Origin of the sequence: Haloarcula salinisoli, from assembly GCF_019599405.1 — an archaeon.
Taxonomy (GTDB): Archaea; Halobacteriota; Halobacteria; order Halobacteriales; family Haloarculaceae; genus Haloarcula; species Haloarcula salinisoli.
The window spans coordinates 288712-312613 of sequence record NZ_RKLQ01000002.1; the positions used below are offsets into that span (position 1 = coordinate 288712).

Annotated in this window: 26 protein-coding genes and 1 tRNA gene; 9 read left to right on the plus strand and 18 right to left on the minus strand. The window is 65.1% G+C overall.

What is annotated here, in order from left to right; genetic code table 11:
* Nucleotides 1–55 precede the first annotated feature (55 nt).
* The gene (locus EGD98_RS10585; protein WP_220588346.1) at nt 56–727 is read left to right on the plus strand and encodes a DUF7979 domain-containing protein; all 672 of its coding nucleotides are present in this window, start codon (nt 56–58) and stop codon (nt 725–727) included.
* On the opposite strand, the gene EGD98_RS10590 is transcribed toward EGD98_RS10585, so the two are convergent.
* The gene (locus EGD98_RS10590; protein WP_220588347.1) at nt 728–1534 is read right to left on the minus strand and encodes an aldo/keto reductase; all 807 of its coding nucleotides are present in this window, start codon (nt 1532–1534) and stop codon (nt 728–730) included.
* Between the two features lie 103 nt (nt 1535–1637).
* Between EGD98_RS10590 and EGD98_RS10595 the strand changes: the two genes are divergently transcribed.
* Together EGD98_RS10595 and EGD98_RS10600 are read left to right on the plus strand one after the other, a co-directional pair.
* Nucleotides 1638–2366, plus strand: a complete 729-nt coding sequence (locus EGD98_RS10595; RefSeq protein ID WP_220588348.1) for a competence/damage-inducible protein A — start codon at nt 1638–1640, stop codon at nt 2364–2366.
* A gap of 82 nt (nt 2367–2448) precedes the next feature.
* Nucleotides 2449–2619, plus strand: a complete 171-nt coding sequence (locus EGD98_RS10600) for a DUF1289 domain-containing protein (RefSeq protein ID WP_220588349.1) — start codon at nt 2449–2451, stop codon at nt 2617–2619.
* A 63-nt stretch (nt 2620–2682) separates the two neighbouring features.
* Here EGD98_RS10600 and EGD98_RS10605 read toward each other — a convergent pair whose 3' ends face one another.
* The 6 genes from EGD98_RS10605 to EGD98_RS10630 form a co-directional block, all read right to left on the minus strand.
* A complete protein-coding gene (locus tag EGD98_RS10605; protein ID WP_220588350.1) occupies nt 2683–3066 on the minus strand; it encodes a PIN domain-containing protein in 384 nt (127 codons plus the stop codon).
* A complete protein-coding gene (locus tag EGD98_RS10610) occupies nt 3047–3280 on the minus strand; it encodes an antitoxin VapB family protein (protein ID WP_220588351.1) in 234 nt (77 codons plus the stop codon). Before EGD98_RS10610 ends, EGD98_RS10605 begins: the two co-directional genes overlap by 20 nt.
* Nucleotides 3281–3413: 133 nt before the next feature.
* Complete coding sequence (locus EGD98_RS10615; RefSeq protein WP_220588352.1) at nt 3414–4472, minus strand: family 43 glycosylhydrolase; 1059 nt, start codon at nt 4470–4472, stop codon at nt 3414–3416.
* Nucleotides 4473–4532: 60 nt separating this feature from the next.
* Entirely contained in the window at nt 4533–5333 is an 801-nt protein-coding gene (locus EGD98_RS10620) for a DUF2182 domain-containing protein (RefSeq protein ID WP_220588353.1), read from the minus strand.
* Nucleotides 5334–5345: 12 nt separating this feature from the next.
* Nucleotides 5346–5957, minus strand: a complete 612-nt coding sequence (locus EGD98_RS10625) for a DUF1326 domain-containing protein (RefSeq protein ID WP_220588354.1) — start codon at nt 5955–5957, stop codon at nt 5346–5348.
* Between the two features lie 215 nt (nt 5958–6172).
* Nucleotides 6173–7129, minus strand: coding sequence for a CPBP family intramembrane glutamic endopeptidase (locus EGD98_RS10630; RefSeq protein WP_220588355.1), 957 nt, complete (start codon nt 7127–7129; stop codon nt 6173–6175).
* 100 nt (nt 7130–7229) lie between these two features.
* Between EGD98_RS10630 and EGD98_RS10635 the strand changes: the two genes are divergently transcribed.
* Genes EGD98_RS10635 through EGD98_RS10645 form a run of 3 tightly spaced genes read left to right on the plus strand, consistent with a single transcriptional unit; the run spans nt 7230 to nt 8198 of the window.
* Entirely contained in the window at nt 7230–7571 is a 342-nt protein-coding gene (locus EGD98_RS10635; protein ID WP_220588356.1) for a winged helix-turn-helix domain-containing protein, read from the plus strand.
* 1 nt (nt 7572) lies between these two features.
* Entirely contained in the window at nt 7573–7896 is a 324-nt protein-coding gene (locus tag EGD98_RS10640) for a hypothetical protein (protein WP_220588357.1), read from the plus strand.
* Nucleotides 7893–8198 (plus strand): DUF7521 family protein, encoded by a 306-nt coding sequence (locus EGD98_RS10645; RefSeq protein WP_328762656.1) that lies wholly within the window; start codon nt 7893–7895, stop codon nt 8196–8198. Before EGD98_RS10640 ends, EGD98_RS10645 begins: the two co-directional genes overlap by 4 nt.
* Nucleotides 8199–8314: 116 nt before the next feature.
* Here EGD98_RS10645 and EGD98_RS10650 read toward each other — a convergent pair whose 3' ends face one another.
* A complete protein-coding gene (locus tag EGD98_RS10650; RefSeq protein WP_220588358.1) occupies nt 8315–9013 on the minus strand; it encodes a helix-turn-helix domain-containing protein in 699 nt (232 codons plus the stop codon).
* A gap of 66 nt (nt 9014–9079) precedes the next feature.
* On the opposite strand from EGD98_RS10650, the gene EGD98_RS10655 reads away from it, so the two are divergent.
* Nucleotides 9080–9832, plus strand: a complete 753-nt coding sequence (locus EGD98_RS10655) for a cupin domain-containing protein (protein ID WP_220588359.1) — start codon at nt 9080–9082, stop codon at nt 9830–9832.
* A 133-nt stretch (nt 9833–9965) separates the two neighbouring features.
* The gene (locus tag EGD98_RS10660) at nt 9966–10289 is read left to right on the plus strand and encodes a tRNA-binding protein (RefSeq protein WP_220588360.1); all 324 of its coding nucleotides are present in this window, start codon (nt 9966–9968) and stop codon (nt 10287–10289) included.
* 225 nt (nt 10290–10514) lie between these two features.
* Here EGD98_RS10660 and EGD98_RS10665 read toward each other — a convergent pair whose 3' ends face one another.
* The 3 genes from EGD98_RS10665 to EGD98_RS10675 form a co-directional block, all read right to left on the minus strand.
* Entirely contained in the window at nt 10515–11204 is a 690-nt protein-coding gene (locus EGD98_RS10665; protein ID WP_220588361.1) for a glycerophosphodiester phosphodiesterase, read from the minus strand.
* Between the two features lie 93 nt (nt 11205–11297).
* The gene (locus EGD98_RS10670; protein ID WP_220588362.1) at nt 11298–11978 is read right to left on the minus strand and encodes an NTP transferase domain-containing protein; all 681 of its coding nucleotides are present in this window, start codon (nt 11976–11978) and stop codon (nt 11298–11300) included.
* Nucleotides 11966–12952, minus strand: a complete 987-nt coding sequence (locus EGD98_RS10675) for a CDP-glycerol glycerophosphotransferase family protein (RefSeq protein WP_220588363.1) — start codon at nt 12950–12952, stop codon at nt 11966–11968. Before EGD98_RS10675 ends, EGD98_RS10670 begins: the two co-directional genes overlap by 13 nt.
* A 310-nt stretch (nt 12953–13262) precedes the next feature.
* Between EGD98_RS10675 and EGD98_RS10680 the strand changes: the two genes are divergently transcribed.
* Nucleotides 13263–13333 (plus strand) — tRNA-His (locus EGD98_RS10680).
* Between the two features lie 133 nt (nt 13334–13466).
* Here the strand turns inward: EGD98_RS10680 and EGD98_RS21175 are convergent.
* From EGD98_RS21175 to EGD98_RS10715, 7 genes are all read right to left on the minus strand, one after another.
* Complete coding sequence (locus EGD98_RS21175) at nt 13467–14156, minus strand: HNH endonuclease (protein WP_328762661.1); 690 nt, start codon at nt 14154–14156, stop codon at nt 13467–13469.
* 202 nt (nt 14157–14358) lie between these two features.
* Nucleotides 14359–15405 (minus strand): HNH endonuclease, encoded by a 1047-nt coding sequence (locus EGD98_RS10690; protein ID WP_220588364.1) that lies wholly within the window; start codon nt 15403–15405, stop codon nt 14359–14361.
* Nucleotides 15406–15503: 98 nt separating this feature from the next.
* A complete protein-coding gene (locus tag EGD98_RS10695) occupies nt 15504–16292 on the minus strand; it encodes a 2-oxo acid dehydrogenase subunit E2 (protein ID WP_220588365.1) in 789 nt (262 codons plus the stop codon).
* Nucleotides 16289–17296, minus strand: a complete 1008-nt coding sequence (locus tag EGD98_RS10700; protein ID WP_220588366.1) for an Acg family FMN-binding oxidoreductase — start codon at nt 17294–17296, stop codon at nt 16289–16291. Before EGD98_RS10700 ends, EGD98_RS10695 begins: the two co-directional genes overlap by 4 nt.
* A gap of 108 nt (nt 17297–17404) precedes the next feature.
* The gene (locus EGD98_RS10705) at nt 17405–18316 is read right to left on the minus strand and encodes an SDR family NAD(P)-dependent oxidoreductase (protein WP_220588367.1); all 912 of its coding nucleotides are present in this window, start codon (nt 18314–18316) and stop codon (nt 17405–17407) included.
* Between the two features lie 62 nt (nt 18317–18378).
* Nucleotides 18379–21249: a UvrD-helicase domain-containing protein gene (locus tag EGD98_RS10710; RefSeq protein WP_220588368.1), complete on the minus strand. Its 2871-nt coding sequence runs from the start codon at nt 21247–21249 to the stop codon at nt 18379–18381.
* Nucleotides 21246–23873, minus strand: coding sequence for a PD-(D/E)XK nuclease family protein (locus EGD98_RS10715; RefSeq protein ID WP_220588369.1), 2628 nt, complete (start codon nt 23871–23873; stop codon nt 21246–21248). Before EGD98_RS10715 ends, EGD98_RS10710 begins: the two co-directional genes overlap by 4 nt.
* Nucleotides 23874–23902 lie beyond the last annotated feature (29 nt).

The following is a 23902-nucleotide window of genomic DNA, read 5'->3' on the forward strand; positions in this document are numbered from 1 at the left end:
GCCCGCTGTGCTCTCTCCCCACAAGACCTTTAATACGACTTACACGACGTGCGGTATGCGAAAGGCAGTGGGCACCCTGGCCCTCGCAGCGTTGCTCCTCCTCGCCGGCTGTGGTGGTGGCGTCGATACCGGTAGTCCCGAAACGGGAGAAACGCCGACTCCCTCGTCGACCGAGAGCGGGGCGGCGACCGAACCTGCGACACCGACCCAGTCCGCGACGCCGACCCCCAGCCCCGTCGACTCGTCTCGGGTCGTGTCCTACACCGCGTTGACCGACGAGCAGCAGTCGGCGTTCCGAACGGCCATCGACGGCGAGGCGACCTTCGTCCCGAACTCGTCGTATATCAACGACTCCGCGGGATACGTCGCGTCGGATAACCCGTTCCGATTGCACGACTACGTCCGCTACGATGGCTCGCTGTACCGGATTCAGACCGCGAGGGGCGAACTGTACGCCGCATACGGGATTCAGGCATCGGCAGCCTCGCCCGGTGCGAACGACACCGTCGTCGCGTTCGAGACGCTCCCGGCGGACGTGCAAGACGAGGTTCGAACGGCGATTACGAACGGTGTATACTCTGCGCCCTGGGGCAAGTGGCACTCACTGCCCGAACCGCTGGGCGCGGGCGAGACGCCGTACGTGCGCTACGAGAACCAGACGTACGAGATGGAGTACATCGTCGCCGATACGTGGGCGACGACGCTGCGCGTCGAGCGGACCGACTAGTCACCACGGCGCGAAGCCGGGGTCGATGAGCCGCTCTTCGCGGTCGAGCTCGTCAATTTTCGCGAGGTCGGCGTCGTCGAGTGTGAGCTGCTGGCTCTCCCAGTTCGCACGGATGTGAGCCTCGCTGGTCGCTTTCGGAATCGCCGCGACGTCGCGCTGGCGCAGCCAGGCCAGACTGACCTGGACCTCGCTGGCGTCGTGTTTCTGTGCGACGTCGGACAGCTCGGGCACGTCCGCGACTTTCCCGCGGGCGATAGGTGCGTAGGCGACGACGGCGACGTCCTCGCTCTCGCAGTAGTCCCGCAGTTCGTCCTGCTGGAGGAGTGGATGGCACTCGACCTGGTTCGCGACGATAGGGGCCGCGGAGTGGTCCTGTGCCGTCGCGACCTGTTCGGGCGTGAAGTTGCTCACCGCGACGTTCTCGACGAGGCCCTCGTCGTAGAGCTCGTTGAGGGCTGGCATCGTCTCGCTGGCCTCGTAGCTCCCCGCCGGCCAGTGGACGTACAGCAGGTCGACGCTGTCGAGACCGAGCCGGTCGAGACTCGCCTTCGCGGCCGGGACGACGTCGTCGCCGGCGAGGTCGTCGTACCAGAGTTTCGTCGCGACGACGACCTCCTCGCGAGGGACCGAGGACGCCTCGATGCCGGCGCCGACGGCCGACTCGTTCTCGTAGTACGCCGCGGTGTCGATGTGGCGATATCCCAGCTCAAGCGCCGTCTTTACGCTCTCGGTGGCCTGCTCGCCTTTGTTCTTGTACGTGCCGAGTCCGAGCGCCGGAAGCCCGTTCGCGACGGTTGGAACGTCCATGGTGGATGGTGGGAGAGGAGGTCCGTTAGCCCCTCGGTTCCGTGCTCGACCCAGCAGCCACGGGGCCAAACCCTTACCACTGCGAGGCCCTCAGCGGAACCAGATGGAGGTCGCACTGCTGACCGTCGGCGACGAACTGCTCTCCGGTGACACGGAGAACACGAACGCGTCGTGGCTGGGCCGACAGCTCACGGCGGCCGGAGCGACCGTCACGCGCGTGCTGACGGTCCCCGACGACGAGTCGGTCATCGCCGACGCCGTCGCCCGATACCACGAGGCCTTCGACGCCGTCATCGTCACCGGCGGTATCGGCGGCACGCCGGACGACGTGACGAAAGCCGGCGTCGCACAGGCCTTCGGCCGCGACCTCGTCGTCCCCGACGGCGTCCGGGCGCATCTCGAAGCGAAGGCCGAACAGTTCGCCGCGGACAACCCCGAGATGGTCGACCGGTACGAGATGGAACTGGACCTCGACGCGTGGGCGTCGATACCCGAGGGCGGGCAGGCGCTGCTGACCGACGAGAGCTTCGCTGCGGGCTGTGTCGTCGAAAGCGTCTACGTCCTGCCCGGCATCCCCGCGGAACTGAAAGCGATGTACGCGACCGTCGCCGACGACTTCGACGGGGACCGGACGACGGCGACGATTCACACGCCCGCGCCGGAGGGCGCGCTGGTCGGCGCGGTTACGGCCGCCCGCGAGCGGTTCGACGTCGCCGTCGGGAGCTACCCCCGGAAAGACGACGCGCCGGGTCGGGTGAAGATAACCGGCGACGACCCCGAGACTGTGAGCGAGGCGGCGGCGTGGCTTCGCGAGCGAATCGAGACGGTCTGAGACGCCTGCGAGGGTAGTCGAACCGGCGGCTCACCGCTCGGCGTCCGAAGCTATAGGTATCCCCACTCCTACCCAACTACCGATGGTCGAGAGCCCCTGTACGAACGTCTGTGCCCTCGAAGACGGATGCTGTGTCGGCTGCGGGCGGACGATGGCCGAGATCGCCTCCTGGCAGTCGATGAGCGACGAGGAACGAGAGCAGATTGTGCAGGCGATCGAAGACGGCGACCGAGCCTATCCGAAATCCGAATAGGCGTCGCGTGGGCCGACCGTCACCCGAGTATCGCAGCCGGCGTGGCGAGCTCCGGGACGCTTCTCAGTAGCGCTGTACCTCCAGGCCGGCGACACGGTCGAAATGACTGTCCCGGGTGACGAGCGTCCCGCCCGCCTCGCGGACGACGCCCGCGATGAGCGTGTCCATCGGCCCGATTTTCGCACCCCCGTCTTCGAGTTCCGCTTCGATGAGGGCGGCTTCAGCTGCTCCCTCGACCGTGAGTTCCAGCGGCTCGACCCAGTCGAGGTCCTCGCGAGCGTCCTCGACGCCGCCGGCACCTCGGAGTCGGGCGCCGCCGACGAACACCTCGTGGAGTGCGACCGTCGGGGCGAACAGCGGCCGCTGTTCGGTCGCGTCGAGGAACGCCGCCATCGCGTCGTTCCCGTGCAGATAGTCGACGAGCGCGCTAGTGTCCAAGCAGTTCATCCTGTCGTCCCTCGAAGTCCTCGTCGCGTTCCTCGCGTGCCGTCTCGACCTCGCCACGGAGCCCGCTGTCCGCCCACGACCCGAACCCTTTCATGACGTCCTGTTCACCGCCGGTCACGCGAAGGAGCACGTCGGTGAAGCTCTCGTCCTCCCGTTTCATCTCGCGCAACCGCTCGTAGGCTTCCTCGGTGACGGTTATCGTCTTCGTCGCCATCGTGTACACTTACACGTACACGTAGATATAACTGCGGGCCAGGGTGAGACCTAGCAGACCCACCAATCCGCGATGGTCACGACGCCGGGACAGATAGCACGACCCACCGAGACGACCAGTGCCTCCCGGAACACTACGCAGGGCCAGTGTGAGCGGCTTGGGGCACCTGCCCGACGCGACTCGGCGTCCCGTCCGCGCCCACCACCGGCCACCCCTCGTGCCACCGAACCCGGTCGAGCATGAGGACCCGACGTGGCGTCGCCCCGACCCACGGCTTCCCGGCTACGTAGGCGTGATACAGCAGCCACCAGCCGCTCCGAGAGTCACGGACCACTGCGCAGTGGCCGGGCGCGCGAAACATCTCGTCGCCCTCGAGGACGGTCGTCCCGGTCACACCGTCGGCCGTGAGAGGCTCCCCCTCGCGGTTTCGATATGGCCCTCGCAGCCGCTCGGCCCGACCCACGACGACGTGGTAGGTGCTCTCGGCGCCCGCACAGCAGGTCCCCCGCGAGCCGAAGAGATAGAACGAGCCGTCGCGCTCGACGACGTAGGGCGCCTCGACGCCCGTACCGGCTATCTGGAATTTTTCGCCTGCGATAGCGAGGCCGTCGTCGGCCAGCCGAACGCCGTAGATGCCCCGGTGACTCCCCCAGACCAGGGAGGGCGTCTCGCCCTCGAACAGCATCGGGTCGATGGCGTTGGGAACACCGATATCCTCGCTCCGGAAGAGGCCGCCCCGGGGCTCGAAGGGACCGGTTGGCTCGGGCGCTGTCGCGACGCCGACGCCCGGGTTGTCGGCGCCGAATTCGGCATCGGAGTAGTACAGCAGGGTCCGGCCGGCCAGTCGGCCGACCCCGGGCGCCCACAGCCCCCGATAGCGCGACCACGCTGGCTCCGACTCGAAGGCCGGCCCGACCGGCTCCCAGTCGACGAGGTTCGACGAGCGCAGTATGGGCACCAACTGGCGTTCGAGCGGGTCCTCGCCCCACTGGTGGTAGGTGCCGTAGGCGTAGTAGGTGCTCCCAACCCGGCACACGTCGGGGTCCGGGAAGACGTGGTCGTACACCGGATTGTGGTAGGTCCCCGCTGACTGCCCCGCTCGCCGGACAGTCCCGTCTGCCGTCGAACCGCCCACGCCGACCGTTCCGAGGCTCGCGACCCCGACGGTGGCGAGTAGTTCGCGCCGGTTCACAGCGGAGCTTGACCGACGGGTGATAAGAGGCCCCTGCCGGCGCTTGCAGCGCTTTTTAGCTTAGAGCATCGAGGCGACGACTAACACGGCACCCGCGACGGCCGAGACCACTCCGACTCCCTTCGCCAGCCACTCACCCCACTCGAACAGCCGCTCTACCGAGAGCACGAGCGTGATGGCGCCCATCCAGAGGACGTTCATCGACCCGACGACGACCAGCAGCGCGAACAGCGCCCAGCAACACCCGATACAGTAGGTGCTGAAGCGGGCGCTCATCCGTGCGGCGCCCCGGACGCCCGGCTGATGGTACTCGATCAGGAATCCGAGCGGCGTTCGGCAGTGTTTCAGACACCGATTTTTGTACGGAGAGAGCTGATACACTGCCAGTAGGAAGAGCGCTCCACCGACCAGGAGCCCGCTCTGTTCGCGGGCGACCGTGGCGACCGGGAACACGGCGTTGACGACGAGCGGGACGACCCCGGTGAGCGCCCACACGAGCGCATAGGTGCCCATAAACGCGCCCACTCGTGTCGCCTTGCCCAGACGCGTGGTTCCATCGAGTGTCTGGTAGTACAGCCCGAACAGCGGTACCGACGACGGATACATCATGGCGACCATCATCACGGCCCACATGACCAGGTACAGGACGATGCCCGAGAGCCCGTTCGAGAGGGCCATCGCTTCCGGCCCACCGGGTGCTGACATCCCCGTCCCACCGTTCCCTGCGCCGGGCATCGGGAGCCACCGCGTCACGACGGCGACCCAGGCGAGCAGCGCGATACCGTAGGTGGCGAGCACGACCAGCGGGACGGACTGGCGTCCGAAGCGACGCCCAGTCGCCCCTGCTCCGGGAGTCCCCATCGCGTGTCCCTCTCAGGCGCTCGCCAGTTCGAACTGCCCGAGGTAGGCGTTGCTGCCCGAGACGTCCCACGAGAACGCGTCGTCGTACGTGACGGTGGCCGTCTTCGACTTCCCGGTCTGCACGACGCCGTCTTTCGTGAGCGGATGCGGTGAGACCGTCCCCACCTCCTCGTTGAAACCGACCGCGCCGCCGGCCTCCATGGCGACGACGTCCCCGATTTCGACGGCGAAGTCCGTCCCGTCCCGTTCGAAGTCGATGGGCGCGACCGCCACGTCGGCCGATTCGACGTGCGCGTCGGCGACGGCAGCCCAGATACCGCCGGCCCGCCCGAGGAAGATGTCCTCGATGGCACCACGCTGTTTTTCCCTCGCGTCCTCGTCGACGAGCAACACCACGTCCCACCCGGTCTCGGGGTCGAACATGACGCCTTCGTCGGTCGAGATGAGCAACCCGACGGAGAGGCCGCTCAGGTCGACGTCGCCGTACTGGCCCTTCTGGATGTCCCACGCCAGCGAAACGGTACAGACGTCGTCGTTCGGTGCCTCCAGCCAGAGACACTGGCAGGCGACGTCACAGTTGCACGCCTCGACGTAGTCTCCTTTCAGTCTCCATGCGTCTGACATACGGTAATCTGCGTTGCCCGTGCGCTTTGTTATGAACCCACAGACTCCCGGTAGTGTTCACTATCCGGTCGATAGTGCCGGCCAAGTGCGGGCCGGCCTCGCTGCTCGGTCGGTGTGCTGTATGCCCCGTCGACCGTCGAACGACTGGGCTGGCCCTGGGGACAGACGGGTCACTCTCTCGGACCCGTCTCACCCAGCGCCGCGCCGGCTGCAAGCTATCGCGGCGTCCAGCGGGTGACGCTGTCGGCCAGCGCGAGCCGGCCGTGTTGCCAGCGGACGTATCCCAGCAGGGCGAGGCCACCGAGGGCGGCGAACCCGACGAAGACGAGCCCTTCCTCGCCGACCCACAGTGCGGGCCCGACGATATCGACGGCGAGCAGCTCCGGGGTCTGCTGGGAGTGTCCGAGCCCGAACACTGCGCTCAGTGTGACGTTGTAGAAGACGTGGAACCCGACCGGAAGCGCCAGCTCGCCGGTCAACACGTACGCGCCGGCGAAAATCAGCCCGGCGAGGAGATAGTAGCCGTACTGACTCGCGTGGGTGACCTTCCCGCCGTGGAGGAACCCGAAGACGAGCGTGCTACAGAGCACTGCGAGTCCAACGGCGGCCCATCGCGGGAGGAACCCGTCGGCGCCTTCGGCGAGGTTCTTGAGCAACACCCCCCGCATGACGAACTCCTCCCACGTCGCCGCCACCGCGACGTAGCCGAAGACGACCGCCATCGCGAGCGCGAACGGCAGGTCACCCGCGCCACGAGTGACGCCGACGAGCCTCGCCCAGCCGGCCCATAGCGAGACCAGCAACGCGCCGGCGTTGATAGCCGTCGCAATCGCCGCCCCGGCACTGAACGAGCGCCACCACGAGCGGTCGAGCGTCAACCCGAACTCGCTGACCGGCCGACGGTCGAGCACGCGGGCGCTGCCCAGCACCGCGGCCACCAGCACCACCGCGAAGCCGGTCGCTTCGAGCGGTTCCCGTATCGGATGGTCGAACCGCGCACGAACTGCCGTCTGGACGAGCGCGAAGGCGAGGAAGGTCACGACGGTCGGCAGGAGCGCCCGCAAGGGGGCCCGGAGCCGGCGCTGTCTGTCGTTCCACACTGGCCACGTCAGGCGATTCCAGAGCCGTCGCGTCGTCGTCTCGGCCCCTCGTCCCGTCGGTTCCTCGGGCATATCCCGACCGACGAGCGAGCGCGACGTATCACCACGCACAGCGCTTCCGACCCGGAAGCCGTGGAGGGCTTTTTATACTTTCTCGACCGGTGCAACGTGTATGGACGAGGATGACGACGAGCTCCTCGCGTTGCTCGACGACGAGTACGCGCGGGCCATCCTCGCCGAACTCACCACCGAACCGATGTCCGTCACCGAACTCTGTACGGCCTGTGAGATGTCCGATGCCACGGCCTACCGGCGTCTCGACAGACTCCAGGACGCGAACCTCGTCACCGAACGACAGGAACTGGACCCCGACGGCCACCACTACAAGTGCTACGAGGCGACGGTCGAGGACGTGACCGTCACCTTCGCCGACGGGAGCTACGACGTGGCCGTCACTCGCTCGTCGACCGACCCGGCAGACAGATTCACCGACCTGTTCGAGGGGTTGTCCTGAGATGTTTGCCCTCCAGCTTCGTGCGACCGGGACCGAGCCGACGGTCGCCCTGGCCGTGGTGGCGCTCTCGGCGCTCGCGATTGCCCTGTCGCTGGCTATCGCGGCAGTGCTCGTCCAGGGCTACCGACGGGGTCCCGGACAGCGGGACCTGCTCGTACTCGCCGTCGGCTTGCTGTTGCTCACCACGCTCCCGGAGCTCCTTCGCGTCGGGCTCCCGACGGCCACCGGCGTCGGGACCGTGGGCCGTTCGGTCCTCGTCAGCGGCTGTGAACTGCTCGGGCTCGGGACCATCCTGTGGGTCGTCTACGGAGGGGTGTCAGAGTGACGCCATCGCCTGCAGTGCTCCTGGCCGCTCTCACGCCGGAGACGGTCGCGCTCCTCTCGCGCGGGCTGACGGCCGCCGTCGGCCTGTTCGTCGCCACGCTCGCGTACCGTGGCTTCCGACGGAACGGCGTCCGGAAGATGCGGTGGCTGGCCCTCGGGATTGCACTCCTCACCACGGGCGCGTTCCTCGTCGTCGCCGTCGTCGAGCGACTCGGGGCCGGTGCCGGGTACATCTTGCTCGCCCGAAACTTCGTGACCGTCGCGGGGCTCGGTGCCGTGCTGTACGCTCTGCTCGTCGACTGACGCGTGTCTCGTCGGTCCCGCTTCCGACTCGCGTTCGCCGATCGCGTCAACAGTATAGCGCTACAACCCAGGGACGATGCCGCCGAGTCCGTCCCCGTCGGACGGCCGCACCGAACTCACTCGCCACCGCCGAACTGGTCCAGCACCGCGTGGACGATGTTCGCTTCGGCCTTCTGGAGGTGGTCGCTGGCCGTCGGCGGCGCACAGCCGAGTTCGGCGGCGACGTCTTCGTGTGTCGCCCCGCGGGGCTGGTCGTAGTAGCCCAGTTCGAGCGCGGCTGTGACTGCCTCGCGCTGTCGCTCGCTGAGACTCGCCACCGGCTCGTCGCCCTGGCCCTGGAGCCGACCGATTTCGTCTATCTGGACGTCGACACCATCGGGTGCGGTGTCGAGCGCACGCTGGAGGGCGGAAGCGTCGCCGACGACCCGGGCCGCCATGGTCCCGTCGCGGTAGACGATGGGTTTGCGGACGATGAGGCCCGCCTGTGTGGACGCCCGGTGGATGGCACCGAACAGCGGCGTCTCCAGCGGCCGCATGACGACCAGCACGTACGTCTGTCCCGCCGTCGTCTCAGAGAGTTCCACCGACTCGATGCCGGGGGTGTCGGCCGCCCGTTCGGCGACGGCCGTCGGGTCGCCGTCGACGGTGTACAGGAGCGTCGACTGGTCGTCCGCCGTCATGCTCCAGTCGACCAGCCGGGCCTCCGCGATGGTCGACGAATCGGCCAGCAACTCGAAGAACTCCGGCGCGTAATCGTCGTCGACGTGGACGGTGACCTGGAGGTGTTTCACGCCCCCGTCTATCGGCCGAGGCATGGATAAATCCCCGATGCATACCTCACAGAAGCTCCATTCGACGATGGCCCGTAGCTCAGACCCGAGATGGGCTCAGAGAGGCGGTCCCGAGACAGCGGACAGCGTATCGACGACGGCGGGGAACGGACCCTGCGGACCGGCCGCCCGCTCGTGGACGGTACCCCGGTCGACGGGCCGGCGCTCGACGTACACCCCGAGCGTCCCGCGAGTGTCCTCCTGCGACAGTCGCCCCGCCCGCTGGTTTCGGACCCGGCGAGCGAGACGTGGGCGACGCTGCTTGAGCGGCCGGAGCAGGGCGAGACCGACCGTCCCGTGCTACTCCAGTGGCTCTCACCGGCGTCACCCGCCCCACCGCCACACTCCCATCCGACGACAGAGACGTTCAGGACGCTCGAGGGGACTCTCACCGTCGTCTGCGATGGCGACCCCGTCCGGCTCGGTCCCGGGGAGTCTCTGACTGTCGAGGCGGGGCAGGCCCACACCTTCCGCAACGACACCGACGAGACCGTCGCCTTCCGCGCGAAGCTCCCGTCGATGCGGACGGTGACCGGGCTCTATACGGCCTGGGGGCTGGCACACGAGCGCGGCCGCGACGACGACGGGACCTATCCCGGTCCGGGACCGATGCAATTGCTCGCCATCGCGGCCGAGATGTACGACGAGACGGCGATGGCGATGGCCCCACAGCCGGTCCAGCGCCTCCTCTGGGCCGTCGTCGACCGGGCCGCCAGCCTGGCCGGCGTGACCGGCCTCGACGAGGCGTATCTCGACCCGTCGTTCTGGGACCGACACGTCGAGCAGCCAGCGTGGGAGCCGTGAGGCCGGGACTGACTGACTCAGCACCATCGACGTTCGAGTGCAGCCCGCTGGTCTCGCCCGGAATCGAGCTGCCGAGACCAGCCGTCGCGGATAGCAACAGGGCTAAGCACGTAACGTCCGGTAGTACCGCCAGATGACGAACACGCCCTTCGACGTCACGATTCAGGTGGCAGAAGTCACGGATGCAGAACCGTTCCCCGAAGCGGAGAAACCGGAGATGGTCAAACTCTGGCTCGACCTCGGCGACGAGTCGCTGCAGTCGGCGGCCCAACTCGGCTACCACCACGACCCAGCGGAACTCGTCGGCAGACAAGTTCTGTGTGCGACGAACCTCGGCTCGGTTCGGATTGCCGAGTTCGAGTCCGAAGCGCTGACCGTCGGTGTTCCGGGCGACGACGAGAATCCCGTACTCGTTACGCCCGAGAAGTCCGTGCCACTCGGCGGCGTGCTGTATTGACCGCTCGATTTCCGCTCGAACTTACCGTGACAGACACGGCCACGTATTGGGAGCTCCAATCTGACCAGCCTAGATAGAGATTCAATCCCATTTCCGTGGGGCCAGAGTGGTCCATCTCGGGGTCGAGCAGCCGGAGGTCAGCCCGGGTTCGGACTCGGTCGTGTTACACCAGACGAGCGCGGGGGACAGGTCTGCGTACAACAACCCACCCTCTCAGCGCAGTTGTTAGTCGTCGCTGGCCGAACGCGTCTGTGGCGCGATGTCCCATCGATCTGCAGTCACGCCATCGACGCCGACGTCCCGCAGCGCGCGGACGTGGTCGACGGTCCGTGCCGCCTTCCAGGCGACGACGTCCAGTCCGTGCTTGCGGGCGGTGGAAACGACGTCGGTTTCGAGGCAGAGTTCGTAGTGCGGGAACACGTGCGTACAGTCCATATCGACAGCACGTGACAGATTCGTACGGGGACCCTTCTTGAAGAGGAGTCCGTTCGGCACGTCGAGTTGGCTCCTTTCGATTTCCTCGATAGCCTCCGGGAGGAACGACGACACGCGAACGTCGGACCCGGCCGCCGTTGCCAACTCCAGCGTATCTACCGCGATGTCGCGTTCTTTCAGTTCGAGCTGAACGGTCACGTCGTCCGGAACGGTCTGCAGGGCCGCTTCCAGACTCGGAATCGGTTCGCCAGAATCGCACACGGACAACTCGCGGAGTTCTGACAGCGGCGTCTCTGAGAGACGGCCATCGGCGTCAGTGACGCGCTCGAGCGTCGCGTCGTGAAACACGACGAGTTCTCCCGAGCCGCACCGACGAACGTCGATTTCGACCGCGGGGAGCCGGCGGGCGGCTTCACGGATGGCGAGAAGGGTATTCTCCGGAACTTGCTCTGCACAGCCACGATGGCCGATTATTTCCATCTAGTCGGTTCCGAACTGCCAGCACGCATCAACGTTGTGTTTCCCCCGTCGGTCCTACTCTCTGATTGTCAGTACTCGCTCGTCGCACTCGTCTCACGCACGATAGCTCCGTTCGGATGCGAGCCACGCCCGAGCGCGTTCGAGGTCGGACGGTCGATTCACTTCGATGTGTCGCTCTGGGGGTATCTGGAGCGGCCTGGTCGGTATCCGAGGGTAGACACAGGGGTACCAGTCGTCCAGTCGCTCCCGGAGAACCTGAATCGCCGCCGTCCTGTGCCTGTGGCTCACGATCCCGACTCCAGCGTGTTGGTGGCCTTCGATGAGCCCGTACGCCGTCACGAGCCCGGACTCGTCACAGCGAATCGCCGTCTCCGTGTCCTGCATCCCCGGCAGACAGCCGACGAGGTTGTACCGTCCGTCGAGTGCCGTGAACTGCTCGGCCAACTGGCCGATTTCGCGCTCGTCCACCAGCACGTCGCCGTTGAGTACCAGGATATCGTCGTCGATTCGTTCGAGTACGAGCAGCAACGACGCGGCGTTCTCGTAGCGCTCCCACGCCGGGAACACGATCGGGTCGTCGGGGTCGTACCTGTCGAGAACGACGTCGTGGCGATACCCGAGGACGACGCTCGTTCCATCGGCGTACCGCCGGAGCAGCGCTCGCTGTCGGTCGTACAGCGTTCGACCGTCGAACTCGATGAAGGCCTTCGGTACCTCGTCGGTGTAGTGGCCCATTCGCCGTCCTCGACCGGCAGCGAGGATTACGCCCTGCATTCGAGTACCTCCCGGGCTGTGCGTTCGCCGGCCCGACCGTCCATCGGAATCCCGAGACACTCGAGCCACGACGCTCGCCGCCGTTTCGTGGCTTCCGGCTCGCCGGTCCGGTACAGTTCGTCGACGAGTTCGAGGGTGAGCGTCTCCGCCGTCACTCCGATTGGGGGCACCGTCTTGCCCGCTGCATCGACGTCCGTCAGTTGAATCAGCGGCCGGCCAGTGTGCAGCCACTCGGCGATCGAGCCCGAGAAATCCGAGACGAGGATGTCCGACCGCTGTATGCTCTCGATCGGCGTCGTGGCCGTATCGAAGACGACGTTCGGTACCTCGGCGATCCGCTTTCGACAGTCACGAGTGACGGCCAGACCCGGTCCTTCCCGTCTATCGGTCGGATGCGGTCGAAAGAGGAGTTCGTACTCCGTCCCGGCAAAACACTCGATAACCGACCGGGCCGTGTTCGCGTACGCTCCCCGGCCGACGAGATAGTTGGTCGGCGCGTACAACACACGGCGCTCACGGGGTGAGGGCGCGTCGACGAGTTCGTCAGCTTCCGGGATGCCGACGGTGACGACCCGCACGTCGTCGGGCGCGACAGCTCGGTAGGTCCTCGCCCATCGCTCGCCCGGTGCCAGTGCGGCGGCAACGTGCTCGAGAATCGTTTCCGTCGTCACAGTGACCTCACCTCGACCGATTGACGCGCCGTGTCGGAGGTGGACGAGCGGGTACGCCTCGTAGAACGAGAACCGCTCGATACCGAAGCGATGGTTGTACACGACGACGCCAGGGTCGATCGCCCGGACGTTCGCGTCGACTGCGTCCGGATCTCGAACACTGATTTCGGTGATGGCGTCACTACAGCCCCGGGCATCCTCGCGGACTGGCACGTAGGCCGAGTCGACGTCCACGTGTCGATCGACCGCTTCGAACGTTTTCCGCATGAACGGCCGTTCGATAGCGTACAGAACGGCTACCATTCTCGTGACTGTCGTCGCGACCGCTGTTGGGTACCGAATCGAATCGGGACAGAACGCGTGGCCGAACGGCGAAAGATAGCGTGCCCTCCAAGCATAGACCAGCTAGGACAGTAGCAGTACTAATACTGTCATGCCTATGATAGCAAGCCACTCTTTTACCACCGTGCTATCTGGTCGCATACGCCGAGGTACTCGACATGGAGACCGGTGGGTCAGCGTTCATATGCGATGGCGGCTCACACCACAGGGGGTCCGATTCGTAACGTATTTCTGTCCCAGCGGGATACCTAAGAATGCTTCAGCCAGCGTGTCCGGGTTGGGGTAGTGGTATCCTTCAGCCTTGTGGTGGCTGAGACGTGGGTTCAATTCCCGCACCCGGACCTACTTATTTCAGCCGTTCTTCAACGGAGAGAAGATTTAGCTGGACAAATGGCCATATATCACTCACATTCTCGATGAGCGAGTGAAGTGTCCCTTCTGATATATCGTCACCGCTCGCTCTAGGACTGCTTGTCTACGAATCAGCTATTAACGACCTGAGATACTCTGCGTCTATCTTCTCGAACTCGGCTTTTCGGTGGCAACTGATACAGAGTGAGATGACGTTCTCGATGTAATGCGCATCTTCGCGGGTGTGGTTTTCCGATTCGATGAACGACCTGACCGGCCGGATGTGATGCACGTCGGGATTCCGTCCAAGCTCTTCGTGTGTCTGGCCACAGACTCGACAGGAGTAGTTGTCGCGTTCGAGCGCTCGTTGGCGAACAGCCCGCCACCCTTTGCCATATTCCTCGTTTCCGCCGCCTTTCCAATTCGGATGCCCGTCACCAGTAAACTCATCTGAGAGCCATGCTCTCCGGCACGGTTCTCCGCAGAACACGTTTTCACCGATGTGACTCGGATACCGTTCCAACCGTTCGCCACAGCGATCACAGTGACAAATTCGTTTGCCTCCATTCCACCGAGGATGGTCTGCACCACTCACAGCCGTCGTTGTATCTACCTCGTCGCTCGCATAGCACGGTGAGCAGAACTTGCCTGCCTTCTTCTTCGGATAATACTCGAAGGTCTCGCCACAGCAGACACACTCTGCGGAAGCTTTTGCTCCCTGTGACCTGCCTACACCCAGACACTCGTCTGAGCAATACTTCTCTCGACCTCTCTGGTCGAACTGCTGTCCGCAGTTTTCACATTTCGTCGTCACAAGCGACACTCCGGAGTTGCGTTCCTGGTGGGGTTGGTCCCGTTTTGTGATTTAAATTCACGCCCACATTCCGGACAGGTATGCTCCCCCATCACAACCCCTCCGTTTCGGGTGTGGACCGCCCGCATACTCGCTTTCTAGACAGTACAACGGCTATTTGCTGCAATCGTATTCGTGCGATAATCGATGACGGATAGTTTGTTCAAACCCACGCGAGCGACTGATTTCGTTCGGCCAGATACTCGGGTGCAATCGTCACCTCGGGTGGCAACGACACAGCTTCGTCGGCCCGAGCAATGATCGTCTCTTGCAAGAAGGGATGGCCGGGGTCGAACTGGGGGTTCACCTGCAGTCGCCGCTCATCATCCAGCGTGAACAAATCAGCGTCGAACGCGCGATGATGGAGGGCGTTCATTACCAGCACGTTCTCATCATCTTCGACGAGGTCGGGATGGTCACTCCGAGCGAGCACGTGGGCGACATCTAGAACCGACGATTCTTCGATACCCGTCACGACACACTGGTGTTCGAAGCGCGCAAGCGCGTCGTCTCGGAACTGGCCGCTGACGACGCGTTCCTCGCGGTCGATACGACGACGATACCCCCTGGTATCGGTGACACGGTCGCCAAGTGGCCAGCGTGTAATCGTCCCCGACGAGACCCATTCAGTCCACTCACTGGGCGCAGCGGCGTCGCTTCGATGGAGCGCTCGTTCGTGCAGCCACGACACTGGGACTTTCGGCACGTTCAGGATGGCAAAATGAAAGCGGTAGTTCGGAATCTGCGTTCCGTCGTCGTCGTAGTACGTCCCGACCTCGAAGCGAACAGGGACACAGAGCCCACAGAACTGGACGACACCGGGCTCTGGCTTTCGAAACATGAGCACTGGAGGAACAGCCGAACGGTTGCCCCGAGCGGCTCGCTCGAACGCCTGCGCTATTTTCTGGTTCTGGACGGATTCGTCGTATGCGACTCCAGCCTTGGCGTCGCCCCAGTACTCAATATGGCCTCCCGAAACGTCCAGTGCGTCTTTCCAAGGGTCTGCGTGTTGAGAGACGCCGTCGTCGTTTGAGACGAGAATCAGCGCCGCGGTCTCAGAGGAATCCTCAAAGGAGAGATCTCGAATCCCACCCGTATTCTTGATACCCGCAGAAAGTGGCCCCCGAATCCAGCGAAGGAATTGGTCGTCCTCGTCTCGCCACGAGCCTTTGTCCCGATAGCGCCGATTCACCTCGAAGACCGCGTCCATACCCAGTACACAGTGACCAGCCTCTTTGGTCTATCCCCGCGACCTCAGTCACGTTGCTCCTCAGAACTCCGGGCGGAGTGGGCTCACCGACAGCGGAGCTATTCCCCAGGCACGTCGAGCCCGTAGGCGGCTTCAACGAGCTCACGGAGTCGCCCGACGAACCGCGTCGCTTCTGCACCGTCGACGACGTCGTGGTCGACCGTCACCGTGAGGTCGAGTAGCTCGCGGTTCGTCACCCCTCCGTCGACGACCCTCGGCTTCTCGCTGATACCACCGACGGTCAGCTGTAGCGTGTAGTTCGTCGGGCTAATCACCCACCCGCCGCCCCCGCCGAACATTCCGACGGAGGTGACGGCGACGGTGCCGGCCATGGCTTTCCAGCGTTCGGGAAACCACTGGGGCAGCCGCCAGAGAAGCCGCCGGACGAACCCGGGGAGTCGGAACGCCAGTTCGGCCACCGGCGAGAGCTCCGTCGGGTCACTGGAGCTCTGTGCCGCCCGGATATCGTCGTGAATCGACCGGACGGAGCGCTCGTTGGTTCGTCGCACCACGTGGGGGACGCCCAGCCGCTCGCCCCGGACCGTCGTCTCGACGAGGACGTTGACGTCCACGGCGTCGAAGACGTGGAGGCGCCCACGCCAGTCCCGATACGCGTTGATACGGGGATACGCTTCGAGGGCCCGGGAGAGACAGAAGACGAGAAACGCGGTAACGGACAGTGACTCGCCGGTCGCCGCTTCGATGGCTTCGATACGCTGTCGGGCCTCGGTCACGTCGACCTCGAGGAGTCCGTGGACGTTGCTCCGTCGACCCGCCGTTCGCATGTAGTCGACCGTTCCCCGGCGCCGGGCTGGGAACGGTTCGATACGGTCACCGCGGTCGCTCATACGACTCGGTCGGCGAGGACGGTCTCCAGCGGCCAGCGTGGTGTGTGCTCGGCCGCCTCGTCGGCGTAGCCCAGTCGGAAGAGGTGCTGTGGCACGCCCGGCGTGTCGAGTAGGTCACCCAGTTGCGTCCGCAACGCTTGCCGTTCGAGCGTCTGGCTCATCGGATGGACGGCGACGCCCTCGCTGTCGGCGAGCAGCGCAATCCGTTCGAAGGCCTGCCCGGTCCTGACCTGTGCGACGGGGCCGTCCGAGTCGGTCGACAGGACGCCGATGGCCGGGGCGCTCTGGACGAGCTTCGAGTTCTTCGCGGCCTCCCTGTCGCCGACGTCGAGGTGGGTGAGGACGGCCTGTCCGATGCGGGCCAGGAGCCACGAACTCCCGAGGGCGCCGATGCCGACCCAGTGCCCCAGATCTCTCCGGTAGGCGGGGTCGTCCATCTGGCGTCGGTCGGCCTCGGCCTGTAGCTCGGCGACGGCGGTTTTCAGAACCGGGTCCTCGACGACCTGCAGCGTGACGCCCGTCGCTGTCTCCACCGCCTCCAGCCGTTCCCGCGCCGTGTCTTCGAGTGGGCGCCCGTCGAACAGTTCGTGACTCGTCGCCCGTGTCGTGAGCGCGTCGAACAGGTCGGCTGGCCGCGGGTCGGCCGGCTCATCCGCCTCGAGTGTCACGGTCACGACGTCGGCCGACGCGGGGTCGTGGTACTCGACTTCGGGGTCGAACCCGAACTGTTCGGCCGCGACACAGCAGTTTTCGACGGCACAGCCGAGGCTGATGTACAGTTCTCGTTTGTCCGGGTCGGCCGCTTCGAGCCACCGTGACTCCTCGGCGGCAATCGTTATTTCGTTCCCGTCCACGTCGAACGCCCAGGGCTGGGCGTTGTGGCTCGACGGCGCCAGGATGGCGTATCTGAGCACGAACGTGGCCTGGTCTTCGATGGGTCCGTCGGTGGGAAACGCATCGGCATCGATTTCCCAGACCGACCTCGTGAGTGATGTGGCCTGCATATCGTAAAATGTTCGCGAGAGTACATAAACCGAGACTACCAGTCGCTGTCACGCTCGTCTACTGAGCGTGTCGATGTCTCTATCGATACGAACAGTCCCCTCCGCAGGCTACGTCGCCGCCCCTTCGAGTGGCTCCTCGATATCGAGGACGTCGGCACTGAACTCCCAGAGACGCCGAGCGTTGTCTCGGTCACGGGCCGCTGGTGACGGCGTCGTGGGCTGCTGGTCGACGAAGTACCGCCCGGAGATATCCGCGGTCCGGGGGGAGACGGCGGGGAACAGTAGTTCCGCGGCGCCATCAGCGACGGTCGTCACCCCTGGCACTGCCGAGAGGCCGCCCATGAGCTGTGGCAGTGGCCGCGGGAGAAACCGACTGAACCCCGAGCCCGGTATCGCACCCGGATGGATGCTGTTCGAGGTGATAGCTCGCTCCGTGGCGTCGAGTCGGCGGGCCAGTTCAGAGGCGAACAGGATGTTTGCCAGTTTCGAGTGGCTGTAGGCCCACCAGCTGGCATGTCGGTCGACATCCTGCACCCGCTCTAAGTCCAGTGCGGTGCCCTGGTGGGCCGCCGACGCCGTGGTGACGATACGGGCGTCGTCTGCCAGGTGGCCGAGGAGCGCCGTGGTCAGGAGAAACGGCGAGAGGTGGTTGACGTGGAACGTGTATTCGACGCCGAGGTCACTCAATCGCCCCTCGCGGAACAGCCCGCCGGCGTTGTTGACGAGGATATCTACCCCGTCGGTGTCGGTACGGACGGTTTCAGCGAGCTCCCGAACGCCGTCGACGCTTGCGAAGTCCGCTTTCACGAACCGGCCGTCGGCATCGAGGCCGTCGAACTCGTCGACGACAGCCTCGCCCGCTGTTTCGTCCCGTCCGTGCACGATGACGTCGGCGCCGAGCCGGCCCAGTGCCAGCGCGGCGTCCCGGCCGATACCGCTCGTCGACCCGGTGACGAGCGCTTGCTGCCCGGTGCAGTCCACGTCAGCGACGCCTGCGAGTTCCTCCGGGGAACGAGACATACTGAATCACAGGGGCTCCACAGGGAAGCCGGCATCGTCGGCGTGGGGCACCGGCACAAGCGCTACGAAACCGCCTGCACCAGCGCCCGAACCTCGTCCCTCGACAGCGGCTCCACCGCGACCCGCTCTCCGTCCGCCGAGTAGAAGAGACTCGTCGTCACTTCCCTTCCTGGATACACACTCGCGAGCACGTGGTAGTAGACGCTCAACTGTTTGCGGTACTCCGCCTGGGCGCGCCGGCTCCCGTCGGTCTTGTAGTCGATAATCTCGACGCGGTCTGCGGTCAGGTGCACCAGGTCGACGACGCCGGTAATCGCCACTCGCTCGCCGTCGACCTCCAGGGGCAAGACGGCGTCCTCCTCGGCGAACAACTCGCCGGTCAGGCCAGCAATGAGCTCCTGAATACGCTCCTCGTGCTCGTTCGATGGCGTCACGTCCGCACCCAGAACGTACGCTTCGGCGAAGTCGTGGACCTGTGTTCCAAAGTCCATCCCGCCCTCTCCGTCCCGCTCTATCTCTACACTCTCGCCACCGCCCTCGAACACGCCGTCGTCCATGAGCGAGTGCGGGCTGTAACTCGCCGGTCCATCGGGCGACGCGATAGTGAAGGGCAACTGTGACTGTTCGGTCTCCGTTGCCACTACGCGCTCGATCTCGGTACTCCCGTCCTGCACCTCGACGGGCAGCTCCTGGAGGAACGTGTTGGGCTTCTCGCCACCCGCAAACACCAGGTGGTGCTCGGCGCGGGTAATCGCGACGTACAGCAACCGTCGTTCCTCGTCGTATCCGTCGGGGAGACAGCGCCGGTAGACGTCGTAGCGCCAGTTGTCGTAGATATGGGGGTACAGCCCCTCCTCACCGTACACCTTCCGCTGGCGGACGCCCACGGACTCCTCGTAGCGAAGCACGCCCGAGCTCCGCGTCCGGGGTGGGAACCGTCCCTCGTTCATGTTCGCCAAAATCACGATGGGATACTCCAGCCCCTTCGCCGAGTGGATGGTCTGGACGGTCACCGAGTCCTCGCTGGCGCTGGTGTGGACGCCGTGTGTGCTCCCGTTCTCGATACCGTCTTGGATGAAGCGAATCAGGTCGCCGCGGGTGAACGTGGTCGAATCGTGCACCGACTGGACGAGATGGAGGATGACGTCGGCGTACTCGCCGGTCATCCCGTAGCGCTCGAAGACGCGCCGAGTGAGCGAGCCGACGCTTGCCAGTTCTCGAAGGGAGTCGCGAAACGCCGCCATATTCTCGGGGTAGCGCTCGTCTTCGAGGATGGCGTCTATCTCGTCGATGGTGTAGCTCGCCCGTTCGAGGACGACGGCCCAGCCACGGTCGGCGTCGCTGTCGACGATTCGCAGCCAGGCGAGCAACAGCTTCGCGGGGTCGCTGCGGAACAGTTCGACGTCGCCGTCGTAGGCGACCGGGACGTCGTATTCTCCCGCGACGTCCAGCAGTTCACGACCGAAATCCCGCGTCCGCGTGAGGACGGCGATATCCTCGAACGTCGGCGCTCGTGGCTCGCCGTCCTCGTCCTCGACGGGATAGTCCGCGTTGCCGACGATGTCCTGTACCTTCGCGAGGACGGCTTCGTACTCGTCCTCGTGTGCCAGCGCCTCGATAGTCGTCTCGTCGAAGGGCGCGTTCGACTGGAGGGAGTCGACCTCGCCCAGGTCCTCGACGTCGACGCTGTCGGAACTCGTCGCCGGCGTCTCCAGGGCGTGTTCGGAGAAGTCCAGAATCGACTGCGTCGAGCGGTAGTTCTCGGTCAGCGAGATGCGCTCGACGTTGTCTGTCTGGAAGCCGACCCGCGTGTCGTCGGGGTCGTTCAGCTCCGCGGCGAACCGTTCGAGTCGCGTCTCGAACTCGGTGATGTTCTCGACGTCGGCGTACTGGAACGAGTAGATGCTCTGTTTCCAGTCGCCGACGACCGAGAGGTTGTCCGTCTCGGCGAGCAACAGGGCGAGCTTGAACTGTATCTCGCTTGCGTCCTGGAACTCGTCGACCATCACGTACTCGAAGCCGACGCGCTCGCGAAGCTGTGGAGATTCACACAGCTGCACGAACGCGAGCAACTGCAGGAAGCCGAAGTTGAGGTAGTTCCGCGCGAGTGCGAACTCGAGGTACTCGACGTAGAGGTCGTGGACGAACGCTTCGAGTTCGCTTCTATCCGATTCGAACACGTCCCTGGCGACGCTGTCGTCGAGTTGTTTCGTCCCGCGCCCGCCGCGAAGCTCCGTCTTCGATGGCGCGTCGGGGCGGTAGGTCTTCGACCGGCCGAACCCGGACAGGGCTTCCCGGAGCTTCGACTGCTTCGACCCACCGTTGCGGGGTTCGTTCACTGCGTCAAACTGGGATTTGAACGCCCCAAACGAACCATGCAGCGCGTCCGCCCCGTCGCGATACCAGCCCTCGGCGGTCGGGAAGACGCCCTTCGACGCCAGTTCGTTGACGAGTTCGAGTCCTTCGAGCGGGTTCGAGAGTACCCGAAACAGGTCCGTGTACTCCGGATGTCGGTCCCGGAACTGGCCGTAGAACTCCCTGAAGTACTCGCGTTCGACGAACTCGTCCTCGACGATGCGCGTCGAGCCGGTGATTCGGTCGTCGATACCCAGATGCGTCGGTGCGCGATAGCCGTGTTCGGCCAGCAGGTCGTAGCAGTAGGCGTGAAACGTCTGGATGGGCGCGTCGGCGAGTTCTCGCATCCCGTACGAGCAGTTCTCGACGATGCGTTCGCGCATCTCCGTGGCCGCGCTGTTGGTGAAGGTCACCAGCAGGACGTCCTCGGGTTCCACGGCGGGCTGGTCGACGATGTTCGCGTACCGGCGTGTGATGGTGAACGTCTTCCCGGTCCCGGCCCCGGCGTCGACGTGATAGATGCCCTCGGTCCCGTCGATGAGCCGTTGCTGGGCGTCGTTGGGCGAGAGCTCGCTCATCGGTCGCCCTCCAGCAGCAGGTCACGGTGGTCGACCCGACGGTAGTTCGGCTCGCCGCCGGGACCGTCGACGGGGAACCGTTCCTCCCCGGCCCGCCGGCGGTCGAGTTCGGCCAGCCGCTCCTCGATAAACTCCTCGAAGCGGTCGAGGTCTTCCCGGAAGTACGCCCGCTTTCGGACGCCGTTGAGGGCGCGAATCGCCTGGTCGCTGCCCTTCTCCGCGTCGACGTCGTCGGGGGTGCCTGCGACGACGGCCTCGGTGAACTGCTCGGCGAACTCGGACGCTCGGAGTTCGGCCCTGTCGGTCGTCTCTGGGAACGACAGCCCATCGACGATATCGGCGTACGCCTCGAAGCCCAGCGCTTCGAACGTCGCGACGCAGTCGCTGTAGCCGTCCAGTAACTCGTCGTACGCGTCTCGCGACCCCACGTACTCGTCGAACGTCGTCGGGTGGTACGAGACGGTGGTGAGTGTGTCGTCGAGATTCGCCTCGCCAGCGACGACGTCGTCCAGATTGTCGAGGAAGTAAAAGAAGGTGAACTCCAGTCGCTCGTCCGGCCGGACGGTGCGATAGTGCGTGAGATACAGGAGCGCCTGGTAGTCGACGGTGTCACTCGGCGGGTCGATTGCGGACTGTTTAACCACGTCGTAGGCCGACTTCTTCGACCCGCTCTTGTAATCCAGCAGGTGGTCGGGCGCGTACACGAGGTCGATGAGCCCCTTGATGCCCAGTTCGGCGTTCTCGAACCACCGCTCGGTTATCGGCGCGTCGACCGGTCTGTCGAACCGCTCTGCGAACGTGTTGGTCCCGAAGCCCGAGGCCGCGGTGAGAAAGTCACCGGCCTCTGGTCGGTTCGCATCGAGGAACGCCATAATCGTCTCCAGTCCGATTCGATAGCGCCGCGCACGGAGCGTCCGGTCGTGTTCGGGGTAGAACGGCCGCACCTCCGAGCACATCAGTTCGACCACCTCGTCGACGACCGACTCGTCGACGCTCTCGGGGTGGTTCACGTAGAACTCCGCGAAGTCGTGAAACAGCTGCCCTTCCTCGAAGTAATCGGCGTCCGGGCTGTCGAGCAACCGGCTGAACAGATAGTCCCGCGGCGAGTTGACGTAGGTGTTGAGGCTGGACTGACTGATGGTCTCGACCGATTCGGACTCGACCGGCGGGTCGAGGGGTTCTCGCTCGAAGCCACCGCCGTCTCCGTTCCGTGGTCGACTGTAGCTGACCGAGTCGAGGTCGCTGAACTGGCTGCACTCCGCGTCCAGGAGCTCGTTGAAGTACAGACACGGAGTCACCGGCTGCCCGCCGGCCGTATCCTGGACGAGGTAGTACTGTTCGCGCCCGCTCTGGAGGAGCAACTGGAACCGTCGGATGTACCGTTCGAACTGTTCGGCCGTGTCGACCCACGGTCGCTGTGGGGCCGAGTGGGTCCACCCCTCGTCGAGGCCGAGATAGAAGACGACCGGTCGGCCGACGTAGCCCGAGGACTTCGCGTCGGCGAGCAGGACACCGCTGTTCTCGCGGTCGACCGGCACCTCGTAGGTGTCGAGGTAGTACTCCAGTCGCCCGAGCGCGTCGGCCGTGACTGGCGTCTCCAGCAGGCCCAGCGTCTCCAGTTCTGTCCGGAGCCGGTCGAGTGTCGCGCCCGATTTCGACTCGTAGGTTTCCAGTACGTCTCGAAACGTCCGTGACGCTATCTCCGCACAGCACGCCTGTAGCCACTCGAGGTCGGGATGGCTGACTGCCGAGAGTCGCTTTTCGTCGTGGGCGACACCGAGGTCGACGCCGCAGTGAGACAGGATGGGTTTGACGTCCGCGACGGTGGTGTCGCTCCCGCGATGTGCGACCCGGAGCAAGCGCACCAGCGCCCGGTGGTCGGGGTCGTCCACGAAGCCGGGCCCGCCGTAGTAGGGAATATCCGCAGATTCGAACGCCGATTCGACCAGCGAGGAGTACTGACTGCCGTTCTCGAGGACGACCGCGACGTCGTCTGCACGCTCCTCGTCGATGGAGTCGAGCAGCGCGTCGACGATGTGGCCGGGCGAGTCGAAGATATTGACGGCTGGCAGCTCGAAGGACTCCTCGGCGAACAGCGAATAGCTGTCGTACGCCTCCGGAAGAATCGACTGTTCGAGTTCGGTGAACTGCGTCTCGCCGACGACGGCGACGTCCTGGGACGCCGAAACCGTGTACTCGGTCAGCTGCTGTGAGGTCGTCTGGCGGGTCGAGAGCTGTTCGACCACCGCTTCGGTCGTCGAATCCGCAAATTCGTCGTAGTCCAGTATCGCGTCAGCCGCTCCGTGGTGCTCCCAGCACTGCAGGACGTTCCCGATGGCGTAGGCGAGCGTTTTCCAGTTGTCGACGGCCCCGGTGTCGCCGTCTGTCCGTGGGGTCGACGACCGCACGCTGTCGACGACGTCGAGGAAGGCGACGCGGTCCTCGGCCTGTTCACGACGGCCGGCAGCCAGCCGACGTGGCGTGGTCGCGAAGGTCCCGAAGTGTGGCCGGTCGAGCCGTCGGTTGAGAGCGCTGGCCAGTGGTGCATCCGGAACGAGAACGAGGTCGTAGTCCGCGATGTCCGCATAGAGTTGGGTGAGAGGTTTCGCACGTTGAATCGGCACACAGTATACAGTGAAACGGTATGCAAAAA